Here is a 13,896-nt window from a genome sequence, read left to right on the forward strand (position 1 = left end):
ATAAATAGTGTTGCACCATTTTTTATCTCATATAAAAGGAGTCGATTTTTGATGAATAAAGTAAATGTAAAAGCAAAGAAGGGCTTGGAATTAGAGTGTAAAGGATGGGAGCAGGAAGCGGCACTGCGCATGTTATATAACAATTTAGATCCAGAGGTCGCCGAAAACCCGGATGAATTGGTTGTCTATGGTGGCATCGGCAAAGCAGCCCGTAACTGGGATGCTTTTGCTGCGATCGTTAGGACACTGCGCAACCTGGAAAATGATGAAACCATGCTTGTTCAGTCCGGTAAGCCTGTCGGTGTTTTTAAAACGCATCGGCATGCGCCACGGGTCTTGCTGGCAAATTCCAATCTTGTACCGAATTGGGCGACCTGGGAACACTTTCATGAACTTGATCAAAAGGGCTTGATGATGTATGGACAGATGACGGCAGGAAGCTGGATTTATATTGGTACACAGGGTATTTTGCAAGGAACCTATGAAACATTTTCGGCTCTTGCTAAGAAGCATTTCAATGGCACATTACGGCATACGATCACCCTTACTGCCGGACTTGGCGGCATGGGCGGCGCACAGCCGCTGGCAGTTACCATGAATGAAGGTGTAGTTATTGCTGTCGAGGTCGATAAACACCGGATTGAAAAACGGCTGCAAACAAACTACTGTGATGTCATGACGGACAATGTGGATGAGGCTATTGAGCTGGCGACAGAAGCGAAGAAACAAGGGAAGGCATTATCGATTGCACTGTTAGGGAATGCGGCGGAGGTTCATCATGAGCTGTTAAGTTGTGATATTGATATTGACATTGTTACCGACCAAACGTCAGCCCATGATCCATTAAACGGTTATGTACCGATTGGTTACTCCGTGGACGCTGCTGCAAAATTGCGTACAGCCGATCCAAAGACATATGTGCAACTTTCACAAGAAAGCATGGCTAAACATGTGAAGGCGATGCTGCTTTATCAAAAGCGTGGATCGGTTGTTTTTGATTATGGAAATAACATTCGTCAGGTAGCGAAAAATGAAGGTATCGCCAATGCTTTTGATTTTCCAGGGTTTGTCCCAGCGTATATCCGGCCGTTGTTTTGCGAGGGAAAAGGACCGTTTCGCTGGGCGGCGCTTTCTGGTGACCCGGAGGATATTTACCGTACCGACCAATTAATCAAGGAGTTATTCCCGGAAAATGAGTCCCTCATTCGCTGGATTGATTTGGCCCATGCTCGGGTTTCCTTCCAGGGCCTGCCATCACGGATTTGCTGGTTAGGCTATGGAGAACGAGTAAAGATGGGGTTGGCAATTAATGAACTAGTACGCAAAGGGGAAATCAAAGCTCCGATTGTCATCGGGCGGGATCATTTGGATTGTGGCTCGGTTGCTTCACCAAACCGGGAAACAGAAGGAATGAAGGATGGCAGTGATGCGGTTGCTGATTGGGCGATTTTAAATGCTTTAATCAATACGGCTGCTGGAGGTTCATGGGTTTCTTTTCACCATGGCGGTGGTGTTGGTATGGGATATTCTTTGCATGCCGGGATGGTTGTTGTTGCTGATGGAACTGATTTGGCAACAGAGCGATTGGAACGGGTACTGACGACCGACCCGGGAATGGGCATTATCCGTCACGCTGACGCCGGGTACGAAACAGCAATGGATTTTGCGGATGCGCATGATATTACGATTCCGATGAAACAGGAATAAGGCGATAGATTACAAGAATGGTTGAGCAGGAGGGGTTTATGGTGCAGGCAGATTTACTGATAACGAATATCGGGCAACTATTAACGATGGATAAACAAGGTCCTGTTAAAGGTGAAGCAATGAACGAATTAGCGGTGATTGAGGGGGCGGCAATTGCTGTAAAGAATGGCATGATTCATTGGATCGGCTCTGCGGAAAAGGCTGGCGAGATTCAAGCGGCAACGATTATCGATGCAACGGGGAAACTAGTTACGCCGGGGCTTGTTGATCCGCATACCCATCTTGTCTTCGGTGGCTCCCGTGAACAAGAAATGGCCTTGAAACAGCAAGGAGTGCCATATTTGGAAATATTACAGCAAGGTGGTGGAATTTTATCCACGGTCAATGCAACAAGAAAAACGACGTTTGTGGAGCTGTTGGAGAAAGCGCTGTTTCATCTTGATCGAATGGCAATGCACGGGATTACCACGGTCGAGGCGAAAAGCGGGTATGGGCTTGATCGAGCAACGGAATTAAAGCAGTTGAACGTTGTCAAGGAGGCAAACAAGCAGCATCCGCTGGATATCGTATCGACATTTTTAGGGGCGCATGCGATTCCGCCAGAAAATAAGGGTGACCCCGACGCGTTTTTGGCGACGATGCGTGCATTGTTTACTGAAATAAAAGCAGCTGATCTGGCGGAGTTTGTGGATATTTTTACAGAAACAGGTGTATTTACGGTGGAGCAGTCAAGACGGTATCTGCAAGCAGCAAAAGAGCATGGCTTTGGGTTGAAGGTCCATGCGGATGAAATTGATCCATTAGGTGGTACGGAACTTGCGGTTGAGCTGGGGGCGACCAGCGGGGATCATCTGGCCGTTGTTTCTGATGAAGGGATAAAACGGCTCGCTGTATCTGATACAATCGGGGTTATTTTGCCGGGAACCAGTTTTTATTTAGGAAAAGACAGCTATGCCCCGGCACGAAAAATGATTGACCAGGGTGCAGCGATTGCACTCGCAACCGATTTTAATCCAGGCAGCTCGGTAACCGAAAACCTGCAATTAATCATGTCAATCGCCGCCTTAAAATTAAAACTAACTCCGGCAGAAATCTGGCATGCTGTCACGGTTAATGCGGCATATGCGATTGGCCGCGGGCGGGAGGCAGGTGTGATCGCAAAAGGCGGGAAAGCTGATGTCGTCATTTGGGATGCACCGAACTATTTGTACCTTCCATATCACTATGGGGTAAACCATGCCAATACGGTGATTAAAGATGGTGCGGTTCTGTATGAAAGGCCGGTGGTTCAGCGATGACAGAATTACGGCATTTCAAACCAGCTGGGAAAGCAGTTTTTAAAGATCGTTATACAACCAAGGTGAAAGAACTTTTGTGTGATTGGAAACCGGGGATGACTGGCTCATTCGCACTTGCGGGTGTACCGTTGTCCAAACCATCGATCAGCCACTCGGGAGCATCGTTTGCCCCTGATGTTATCCGTGCTGTCTTACAAAGCTATACCACCTATGCTGGGGATTCGGGGCTGGAATTAACTGATCCAATCTTGGATGTTGGCGATATTGCTATGGATCCGACCGACATCGTTGGGGATCAGCAGCGCGCTTATGAAGGACTGCGGGATGCTTATGCCAGTAATGCTGCAAGGTGGTGGATGGTGTTAGGCGGGGATCATTCGATCAGCTATGCATCGATTAAAGCATATGCCCAGCAGGTCGGTCGCGTTGGTGTGATTCAATTTGACGCCCATCATGATTTGCGAAATATTGAGGATGGCGGACCAACCAATGGCACACCATTCCGCCGGCTATTAATGGACAACATAATTCGTGGAGACGATCTCGTACAAATTGGAATTCGTGATTTCACCAATGCCAGCGAGTACGCGCGCTATGCCGATGAACAAGGTGTGACGGTTTACTCGATGCAGGATGTCGGCCGAATATCGTTGGCAAAAATTTTGCAAAAGGAGCTTGAACGACTGGGTGAACACGTTGATGCGATTTATCTGTCGGTCGATATTGATGTGCTTGATCAAGCATTCGCCCCAGGGTGTCCAGCGATTGGCCCAGGCGGAATGGATTCGCAAACATTGCTTACAGGGATATATGAGGCATCGCAACATGAAAAGGTTCGGGTGATGGATATTGTAGAAATTGATCCGACGATTGATTTTCGGAATATGACCAGTCGGGTGGCTGCGTATGGTATGTGTCAGTTTATCATGGCAAAGAAAATGGGATAATGGTTGGGGTGCAAAGACCGTTGAACAATTGCTGTCATTGTCGAGTCACTTCCTGAAGATTATTTAAAAGCTAGTGCATTTTTGTTTAAGCTTAGAAGAAATATTGACGATAGAATAGAACCAATATTAATGGAAGAAGGGAATGATCCAAGCGGTTTTTTGCAGGAGGTTAACTCAAGTGGCTATGTTGTATATGATAACAGTGCGTCTTCATCGAAAAGCATACATGAAGGTTGATGAATTGCTTTTGTTCCATAGATCAAAGGACGGACCCATATATAAATAACAAGCAGGCTGGTAGTTCCACAGCCTGCTCTACCTTAAGCTTTCTCTTCTAATTCATCCATGGTAATCCATTCCTCCGCCCAGCATTGAATGGCTTTAATGACTGGCTCCATTGCTTTGCCCTTGCCAGACAGGGAATATTCAATGCGTACAGGGAATTCGGAGTAAATATTGCGTTCGACGATTCCTTCTTTTTCAAGCATTTTTAGTCGATCAGAGAGTAATCTTCCGCTGATTGGCAAGTCCGATTCCATTTCCGAAAAACGCTTTGTTCCTTTTAGCAGTTCGAACAAAATCAGTCCGACCCATCGTTTACTCATCAGCTGCATTGCCTTTTCAAAACGCGGACATAATTCTTCCATGAAGATCACCTTCTCTCTGGTTAGATAGGTAATTACGAAAAGTAACCTAATATAAGCATAACACATATGAGTTTTTCCGTAAATAGGCTGGAAAAAGGCAAGGATATACGTTAAACACATGATTTGGTAATACTGAAATTGTATGAAATAATAAAAAAGGAAGAAGAAACTATTTTGGAGGTAAAAAATTATGGTAAGTAAACAAACTCAGGAAAAGTATGCGGAATTAGCATTAAAAACAGGAGTAAATCTGCAAAAAAACCAGGCACTTATGATTAATGCACCAATCGAGGGGGCTGATTTTACCCGAGTTGTCGTCCGCAAAGCGTATGAATTAGGGGCCAAAAATGTCCAGGTAAATTGGGGGGATGATGAGCTGACAAAACTCTACTACGAAAATGCCTCGGATGAAGTAATTGCTGATTACCCCGAGTGGAAGGTTAAGCTGCATGATACATATGTAGAAGATGGTGCGGCAGTACTATCCATTCGCTCGACAAATCCGGATTTATTAAAGGACATTGACCCATCACGTGTTGCCAAAGCAAGCAAAGCAGGGGCTGTAGCATTGCGGAACTTCCGGCAATATACGATGAATGATCGGGTGACATGGTCGATTATTTCGATTCCAACGGGTGATTGGGCACAAAAGATTTTTCCAGATAAATCGAAGGAAGATGCCATGGAAAGTTTGTGGAAAGCGATTGTCCAAATTGTTCGTGTGGACAAGGACGACCCGATTGCTGCCTGGGAAGAACATAATGCGAACTTGAAAACGGCCCGCGAAATACTGAATAAGAAAAACTATAAAAAACTGGTTTATAAAGCACCAGGAACAGACTTGGAAATCGAATTGCCTGAGGGTCATATTTGGAAAGGAGGCTCCGCTGTATCGGAAAAGGGAATCACCTTCAATCCAAACATGCCGACGGAGGAAGTCTTTTCACTGCCACATAAATATGGTGTCAATGGTACGGTGTCAAGTACGAAACCTCTGAATTATGGCGGCAGTTTAATCGACAATTTTAGTCTCACATTCAAGGATGGTAAAGTAATTGATTTTAAAGCGGAACAAGGAGAAGAAACCTTGAAACACTTGCTTGAAACGGATGAGGGTTCCCGCCGGTTAGGGGAAGTCGCCCTTGTACCACACGAATCACCGGTCTCTCAATCAGGCTTGATTTTTTATAATACATTATTTGATGAGAATGCATCTTGTCATATTGCTCTTGGGAAGGCGTATCCAACTAACCTGGAAGGTGGGGCAAGCATGACTGCAGAGGAGTTGGATAAACATGGAGTCAATGATAGCTTAAGTCATGTTGATTTCATGATTGGCTCAGAAAAACTCGATATTGACGGGGTGAAAGCAGACGGCAGTACCGAAGCTGTGTTCCGGAATGGTACATGGGCATTCGACATGAAGTGAGGTTTAATAGATTGCGTCATGCAACCTTCTTAGCGGAGGGATGCATGACGTTTTCATTTTTGGTGCTTGTTAGTCGTGAAACCATAAGTAATTGTTAAATGAATATGTAATTCATGGAGTTGGGAGATAGAGCGCCCCTTACTCCATGACGTTTACTTTTTTATAATCGTCTTAGGAATCACTTATCCGCCTTAACGGGTAGTAAGCCCCCACTGAATGAAGTTTCACTTTATTGGCAAATTCCTTCCCTTGGTTATACGGCAGAGGAACTACTGTCATGAATGGCTGTGCGATTTGGTTTGACAAGAATATGGTAAAAGGTGAATGCCATCGTACTGGTAATGAATATGATAATAGCCATTGGCACCGCTGTATAATCACCGGCAATCCCGACAAGTGGTGAAACAATCCCGCCACCAGCGAATGGAAGTATACCTAGAAACGCAGATGCACTTCCCGCATTTTTTCCTTGACGCTGCATTCCTAACGAAAAACTAGTTGTATTCACGATTCCAACACTGGAAACTACCAGGAACAGTGCTGGCAGCAATACCCACAATGGAAAAGCAAACAAGATGGTCGCAATTAGGAGGAAACCGCCTGCAAAAGAGATGGAAACGCCCCACTTTAATAAATGCGTTTCCTCTATAGTAGAGGACAATCTCCCCGTGAGCTGTGCAGCAATAATGATTCCTACTCCATTAATAGCAAATATAACGGAAAACTGCAGTGGTGTTGCGTCATAAATATTTTGTAAAACGAATGGGGAACCGGCAATATACGCAAACATACTCATGGAGGCAAAGGCTTGAGCCAGTGCGATCCCGATAAATACCCGGTCTCTCAGCAAAACACGGAACGTTTGAAAGGTTTCCGTTAGACCGCCTTGTTTCCTGTCCTTCTCTGCTAGTGTTTCTGGAAGCGTAAATGTTACGCTGAGCAACATCACGATTCCAATAATGAACAAAATGACAAAGACGAACCGCCATGACGCAAAGTTGAGTACTAATCCGCCGAATAATGGTGCGAGAATTGGAGCGGCCCCATTGACCAGTGCAAGCATCGCCATAAATTTCGTCAAGTCTTTCCCTGTATACATATCCCGTGATGCCGCACGTGCGATGACAATTCCTGCAGCAGCTGATACCCCTTGAATAAATCGCAAACAGACAAATACCCAAATATTATCGCTGAATACAGCAAGAATAGAAGCAAGCGCGTATGTTGTTAACGTCACAAGCAGCGGGCGCTTTCTTCCTTTAATATCACTTAACGGACCAAATACTAATTGCCCAATTGCCAAACCGACTAGAGTTGCGGTTATGCTTAACTGAGCAAGGGAGGCAGTTGTTTGAAAATCTTCGGTTACTTTTGGCAATCCCGGTAAATACATATCCATGGATAATGGACCGAATGCCGTTAGTGCGCCTAAAATTAGCACCATCCACACTTTGTTATATCCTATAGACGTTTCTTGATGATTTATTGTTTGTTTCATAAATTTGTCCGAGCCTCTCTTTAATAATCTATTTTAAATTGATATGCCTATATACAATATGGGGTATATCAAAGCTTATAATCTATTCACAATAGGAATCGTTGACTATCGCCATTCGTTTCCTATAATGTCTCTCATGTACATGGGAAAATGATAATTTGATTACTTATTACAATAGAAAAACCCCCTTCCAAAATAAGAAGAGGGATATAAAGTAACTGCTCTTCTTATCTTCCGCAATATGCATCTGGAATTAGCACAGTACAAACCGTCTGTTGCTGAGGCTTCAATGGGCCAGTCCCTCCACCTCTCTGGATAAGAAAATATTATTCAATTAGTTGATCACTACACTCTACTGGACAAACGACAAATTGTCAAGAAAGGAAATCCACTTTGACACTGTCCTTCCCTAAATATATTATCCGTTATTGGGTGTTAAATTTCAGTAAAGATATAGCACAATGCCCGGATTAGATGATTATCTGTGAAGCAGTGGAATTCTCGATAAATCAGTTTACATAATTATTAAAAAATGTTTGAATGGGTTTAAAATTGAAACAGAGGAATGGAGAGCATAATGGAATCAAAACTAATTATCCTACGAGGAAATGCCGGCAGTGGTAAAACGACTATTGCAAAAAATCTTCAAACTCATTTTGGTGAAGGAACTCTCCTAGTTTCACAGGATATCGTTCGCCGGGAGATGTTGAAGGTTCATGATCGAGAAGAAAATCTTTCAATTCGTGTTATGACATGCTGATGTTCCGTTCAAAAAGTACGATTCAGTAGAAATTAATAAGGGTAGGTGTTGTAAGAAGTGGGCGTAACATATTGCGTACGGTTTAATCGTGAAACTGCGTGCCGTCCAAACAGATAAATTGAAAGTCAAAACAAATACGGAGCTGTTTATACATGAATTATTACGGACTACAAGCTGGGTTTTGGAATGAACTTATCATCATTATGGGGATTGTAATTATCATGCTTATCGGAATTCCAGCGCTTCTTCGCGGCATGATGGGGGCTGATAAAATGCGCTGGTTTTCCTATAACCACATTAATAAATTACATAAAATAGGCGATTGGACGTTACGTTTCATATTTGTGATCGTCATTATTATAGATGCGTCTATGTTTTCAGCCAAGGCACCTACTATACTCATTCTATTATGCCTTTTTATCGTATGCCAGCTATGTTTTCAAGCATATGTAGAGTGGAAGTATTCCGGTAACCGGGTAAACTACAAAGTCTCCCTAATAGAAGTTGGTCTAACCATTGTTACATTTTTTGGTGTACTATGGTGGCTAAGCAGTAATTCTCTGTTGCACTGAGGGTATGCGTGAAAAAGTAATAAAGTGAAACTTCATTAGGAAAAAGGTAATTAAGCGTAATATATGGTACAATTCTTCCTGATAAACTTAACACTTCTAATGAAAATGTTAGTTATATTCTTCAGAGAAATTGCAGGTGGAATGAAGGCACCCATCTTTTGGGCATCATATACACATTCAAATGATCAAGCGAACACATCCTGCAAATCCGCAACCAGTCCTTCAAAAAGATCAGAGCGAACCAACTGATGGGCATTTTTTGAATAGGTTTTGTTGTTTACAATATCATCGTTTGCAAGCGTATAAATCAAAATATGCTCATTGATTGGATCAACAATCCAGTATTCGTTCACACCGCATTGCTTATATAATGCAAGCTTCTTTAACATATCTTTGCTTCTTGTGGAAGGAGACAACACTTCAACCACCAGAGTTGGTGTCCCCATATATTTGCCTTTTTCGTCAAGGTTGTCTTTGTCACAGATCACCAAAATATCTGGCTGTACCACACAGATATTGTCTTCTTCTTTAAAGAAAGTTACATCGAAGGGAGATGTTAGTGGAACACATTTTTTCTCTTTGAACCAATTGTAAAATGTACCATGAAGCTCATGGACCGCATGCTGGTGCTTATAAGAAGGGGAGGCAGGGTTGTAGATGACGCCATCGATTAATTCAAACCTTAATTCCGATTCCTCCGTTATTTCCAGAAATTCTTCGTACGTTACCCAATCCCTTGAAGAATGATATTCCGATTGTCCTTCTCTGACAGAATCTGCATCATAACATGGTAAAATTTTAGCTGCATCTTTTCCGCTTTTGGTTATAATAATTTCTTCGTTAGCTTCCACAAACTTCAGATATTTTCCGAAATTATTTTGCATTTTGGTTGAAGGAACTCTCATTTGTGTTCATGCCTCCTTTTAGCTAATACAGCTATATTATACATAGAATTAGCTATTTCGAAAACGGTTTTTGGCGAAATAGCTAATTTATATGCGTATTAAAGGAGCAAGTTGCGCAGCATCAAATTTATTTTATGTGAAAAGTGAGACATAGGAGCCGTCCGGATTGCTGAAAAGCAAATCGCCGATAATTTACTACGACAAATATGAAAGCAAATGCCTCACATGCAATCCATTAAAAGACGTCCGTTTTTCAGCGGCATGAAACTAGCCCGTGTTCCTAATTACATATACCCGTTCTTCACTAAAACAGCCTTAATTGTTGTATAGCTATAATCATCAGGTAGGGTCTCGCGTAATGGTTTGAGTTTTGGTTCCTCGATTTTCTCTCTTGCTGCTAGCACGGCTGCCTCTTCCTCTGTATTAAAAAAGATGTTCCAGGCAATTGGGTAACCATCCTTGAACGCTTTAAAGATATGCCCTTCAATTGTTTGCTGCGAAAACTCCCTGATTGTAGCAATGTCCTTGATCGATTTGCCGGATTGAAAGAGTTGATAACTGATCATATGACTTGGGCCAGCTTCATCTGGTTTGCGTTTAGCCGGTCTTGCTGCTGGAGCGTCGGATATTCGGATTTTCGACTTGATGTCCGGGTTTTCGGCTCGCCATGTTAGAATAACATTTAAAAACACATCACCGTATTGTTCGTACTTTTTCTCGCCAATCCCTTTAATCGTAAGCATATCTTCTTTCGTTTCTGGGAAGTAGCGGCTTAACTCCTTTAAGGTTGCGTCCGAGAAAAGCACATATGGTGGGACTCCTTTCTCATCCGCAATCTGTTTGCGTAACCGTCGTAATTGTTCAAACAGGTCAAGATGATAGTCCGCTTCTTCCCCGGTTGGAATTGGCGCGGTATAGATGACCACGGTACGCTGACCTTTGAGTACCTCAACCGATGCTTGGTTTAACCGTAATGTTGGAAACTTCCCTTCTTCGGTTGCCAGTAAATTTTCGGCGATTAAGAAATGAATACGCTCGGTTAGTTCCTTTTCCGTATACGCAGACATAATCCCATATGTAGTGAGCCGATGCAAGCCAAAGTCATGCAACTTTTTATCTCTGGAGCCTTTTAAAACCTTAGCAGTCATCCCTGTGCCAAATCGTTCGCCCATACGCTTTACACAAGAAAGAATCATTTGCGCCTCTTCGGTAATATCACTTTTCTCTTGGCGGTTTAAGCAATTACTGCAGCGTTGGCATGTTTTTTGAGTCGGGTGATCATTGAAATATTCCAGGATAAACGTCGTTAAACAGCTGTGTGTATGACAATAATTGATCATCGCCTGTAATTTCCGATATTCGTCCCGTTTTGCATCCTCATCCATTAGCGATTGCTCAATTAAAAATTTCTGCAGCTGCACATCCTGTGGGGAAAACAGCAGGATACAGTCACTTGGTTCACCGTCTCGTCCGGCGCGCCCGGCTTCCTGATAGTAGGATTCAATCGTCATGGGCATGGCATAATGAATCACATAACGGACATTGGACTTATCGATTCCCATTCCAAACGCGTTCGTGGCGATCATGACCGTTTTTTCATCTTGGATAAATGCCGCCTGGGCACGCTTTCGATCCTCTTCTCCCATCCCGGCATGGTATTTTTCACATGCTAGGCCGCGTCGCTGTAATTGTTCATATAAACTATCTGCCTGTTTTCGGGTTGCGGTATAAATGATGCCAGATTCCGAGCTATGTTCTTTTAAAAAAGCGCGTACATAGGTCGCCTTATCTTTTCCTTTTACCACGTGAAATGATAAATTATCCCGTTCAAACCCAGTATTGATTACATGTGTGTCACCGATATGTAATAAAGATTGAATATCGGAAATGACTTCCCTGGTAGCTGTTGCAGTTAATGCGACTAACACCGGGATATTTGGCAGGTGGGTTAACTTCGCTACAATCGATCGGTAGCTTGGCCGGAAATCATGCCCCCATTGGGAGATACAGTGTGCTTCGTCAAAGGCGACTAATGATAATCGGATACGTTTCGCAACATTAACAAAGCTTTGCGACTCAAACCGTTCTGGTGCAACATAAACAAACTTATAGCGCTGATTAGCCATGTTCTGCAGACGCTCTTGCTGTTCAGCGGTGGAAAGGGAGCTGTTAATAAACGTTGCCGGTATGCCTAATGCGTTGAGGGAATCGACCTGATCTTTCATTAATGAAATTAACGGGGAGATGATGATTGCGCATCCGTCAAGTGACAGACCGGGAATTTGGTAACATAGTGATTTCCCGCCGCCTGTAGGCATCACAGCAAGGGTGTTGTTGGTCTGTAGAATATGATCAATGGTTTCCTTCTGGCCTGGACGAAATGTTTCGTAGCCGAAATAGGTTTGCAGTATTTTCTCTTCTTTTGTCATCATGATACGTGGACCTCCTATTGCTAGTATTATCCTAACATATTTTTGAATGTGACTGAGAATCAAAGAAATGGAAGGGAGGGCAGCCGGATGGCAGCCCCTTAATGAGCGTGCGGAGAAGATTGCCGGTTTCGAAAGAGCAGTCCGATCAATCCGCCGATAATTGCCGGAACAACCCAGCCTAATCCATTTGCGAAAAATGGTAAGTACTCCATGTAGGGTGTAATGGCATCTAACTTAATGCCAAAGGCAACAAGGCCGTCATACAAACTGATCAGGGACGTGAATAATATTGCTCCGCGGTAAACTGCTTTTGATCGTTGAAACAGGGTTTGCATAAACGTTAATAATACCAGCACAATCGTGATGGGATAGATAAACGTGAGCACCGGTACAGAATAGCCAATAATGGTATCTAATCCTTGGTTGGCAATGAGGTAACTTAGAACGGTCACAAGGCTAATAATCCATTTGTACGAAAGGGGGATGATTTTAACAAAAAATTGCCCGCAAGCAACGACCAGACCTACAGAGGTTGTAAAACAAGCCAAAATGACAATGATACCGAGTAAGAAAGCACCAAAATTGCCGAATATCATGTGGGCCGCACTGGATAAGATGTTGCCACCATTATCATAACTGCCTGTTGACGCAAGCTTTGCCCCAATCCAGCCAAGGGAAGCATAGACAGCGATAAGTCCAACACCGGTAATGATCCCAGTTTTTAACGTGGCGCGGACAAGTCCTTTCTTGCTGGTTACACCGCGTTCTTTAAAGGCATTGACAACAATAATACCAAATGCCAGTGCAGCAATTGCATCCATCGTTAAATACCCTTCCACAAAACCAGTGAAAAAGGTATTTTCGGTATATTTAGCAATTGGGCTTTGCAATGGTTGGTCCAAAAGAAAAAAACCACCAACACTGAGTGCGACAATAGCAAGTAACAAAATTGGAGTTAGCCATTGCCCGATGCGATCAACCATTTTGGATGGGTTTAGACTTACCCAATAAACGAGAATAAAAAAGATAGTTGTAAAAATAAATAATGCCAATGTGGATGTATGTTGTGTAAAAGGCTCGACACCTATTTCATAGGCAACGGCCGCTGCTCGTGGGATCCCGAAAAAAGGGCCAATTGCTAAATAAACAATCGAGGTAAACAATAATCCAAACAATGGATGCACGCGATCAGCTAATTCACGGGCATCATTTTTTACAAAAGCGATGGAGGTAACGGCGAGAATTGGTAGTCCCACACCGGTAATGACAAAGCCACTGATCGCCAGCCAATAGGATGTGCCCGAGTCGATGCCGAGGGTTGGCGGATAAATGAGATTACCTGCACCAAAAAATAATGCAAAAAGCATGAATCCAATGATAAAGATGTTTCTATTCATGATGATATATCTCCTCTAAAACTAGCGTTTCCCGACGATGACTGTTTTTTGTGAAATCAGACAATTAATGCAGGAGTATTGGAAATGTGGCAAATTAAAATAAGTTTACCAAGTTGAATAACGGCTTGTCAATGCTTGTCGAATAGGTAGATTTGACCCATGATGAGCAGATGTTAAAAATGCTCCTGAATTGGATTCAAACGGATCTGAAGTCTGCCCCTCTTTTACAGATTTTAATGGCGTTTAAAGGGGGCTTTAATACACAGTTCACGTGAAAAACTTCGCGGGAAATACGATTTAATTG

General features: G+C 43.1%; 10 protein-coding genes, 1 pseudogene and 1 riboswitch. Of the genes and pseudogenes, 6 read left to right on the plus strand and 5 right to left on the minus strand.

The window, feature by feature from the left end:
• Positions 1–51: 51 nt before the first annotated feature.
• Genes hutU through hutG form a run of 3 tightly spaced genes read left to right on the plus strand, consistent with a single transcriptional unit; the run spans position 52 to position 3,952 of the window.
• Positions 52–1,707, plus strand: a complete 1,656-nt coding sequence (hutU, locus tag WMZ97_RS05680; protein WP_343271116.1) for a urocanate hydratase — start codon at positions 52–54, stop codon at positions 1,705–1,707.
• 38 nt (positions 1,708–1,745) lie between these two features.
• Entirely contained in the window at positions 1,746–3,005 is a 1,260-nt protein-coding gene (hutI, locus tag WMZ97_RS05685) for an imidazolonepropionase (protein ID WP_343271117.1), read from the plus strand.
• Positions 3,002–3,952, plus strand: a complete 951-nt coding sequence (gene hutG, locus WMZ97_RS05690; protein ID WP_343271118.1) for a formimidoylglutamase — start codon at positions 3,002–3,004, stop codon at positions 3,950–3,952. Before hutI ends, hutG begins: the two co-directional genes overlap by 4 nt.
• Before the next feature lie 320 nt (positions 3,953–4,272).
• On the opposite strand, the gene WMZ97_RS05695 is transcribed toward hutG, so the two are convergent.
• Positions 4,273–4,599, minus strand: coding sequence for a winged helix-turn-helix transcriptional regulator (locus tag WMZ97_RS05695; RefSeq protein WP_343271119.1), 327 nt, complete (start codon positions 4,597–4,599; stop codon positions 4,273–4,275).
• Between the two features lie 190 nt (positions 4,600–4,789).
• Here WMZ97_RS05695 and WMZ97_RS05700 point away from each other — a divergent pair, with 190 nt between their 5' ends.
• Positions 4,790–6,028 (plus strand): aminopeptidase, encoded by a 1,239-nt coding sequence (locus WMZ97_RS05700; protein ID WP_343271120.1) that lies wholly within the window; start codon positions 4,790–4,792, stop codon positions 6,026–6,028.
• A gap of 253 nt (positions 6,029–6,281) precedes the next feature.
• On the opposite strand, the gene WMZ97_RS05705 is transcribed toward WMZ97_RS05700, so the two are convergent.
• Complete coding sequence (locus tag WMZ97_RS05705) at positions 6,282–7,526, minus strand: multidrug effflux MFS transporter (protein WP_343271121.1); 1,245 nt, start codon at positions 7,524–7,526, stop codon at positions 6,282–6,284.
• 224 nt (positions 7,527–7,750) lie between these two features.
• Positions 7,751–7,848, minus strand: a riboswitch (SAM riboswitch).
• A 255-nt stretch (positions 7,849–8,103) separates the two neighbouring features.
• On the opposite strand from WMZ97_RS05705, the pseudogene WMZ97_RS05710 reads away from it, so the two are divergent.
• Both WMZ97_RS05710 and WMZ97_RS05715 read left to right on the plus strand, forming a co-directional pair.
• A pseudogene (locus WMZ97_RS05710) lies at positions 8,104–8,265 on the plus strand (AAA family ATPase); the annotation flags it as partial.
• Between the two features lie 173 nt (positions 8,266–8,438).
• Entirely contained in the window at positions 8,439–8,858 is a 420-nt protein-coding gene (locus tag WMZ97_RS05715; protein WP_343271122.1) for a DUF4181 domain-containing protein, read from the plus strand.
• A gap of 185 nt (positions 8,859–9,043) precedes the next feature.
• On the opposite strand, the gene WMZ97_RS05720 is transcribed toward WMZ97_RS05715, so the two are convergent.
• The 3 genes from WMZ97_RS05720 to brnQ all read right to left on the minus strand — a co-directional run bounded on the left by WMZ97_RS05720 (position 9,044) and on the right by brnQ (position 13,592).
• Positions 9,044–9,763, minus strand: a complete 720-nt coding sequence (locus tag WMZ97_RS05720; protein WP_343271123.1) for a type II toxin-antitoxin system prevent-host-death family antitoxin — start codon at positions 9,761–9,763, stop codon at positions 9,044–9,046.
• Positions 9,764–10,047: 284 nt separating this feature from the next.
• The gene (gene recQ, locus WMZ97_RS05725) at positions 10,048–12,195 is read right to left on the minus strand and encodes a DNA helicase RecQ (RefSeq protein ID WP_343271124.1); all 2,148 of its coding nucleotides are present in this window, start codon (positions 12,193–12,195) and stop codon (positions 10,048–10,050) included.
• A gap of 98 nt (positions 12,196–12,293) precedes the next feature.
• Positions 12,294–13,592 carry a branched-chain amino acid transport system II carrier protein gene (brnQ, locus tag WMZ97_RS05730; RefSeq protein WP_343271125.1) on the minus strand — a complete coding sequence of 433 codons (1,299 nt, stop codon included), beginning with the start codon at positions 13,590–13,592 and terminating at the stop codon, positions 12,294–12,296.
• Between the last annotated feature and the right edge of the window lie 304 nt (positions 13,593–13,896).

Source organism: Lentibacillus songyuanensis, from assembly GCF_039548255.1.
Classification (GTDB): Bacteria; Bacillota; Bacilli; order Bacillales; family Amphibacillaceae; genus Lentibacillus_C; species Lentibacillus_C songyuanensis.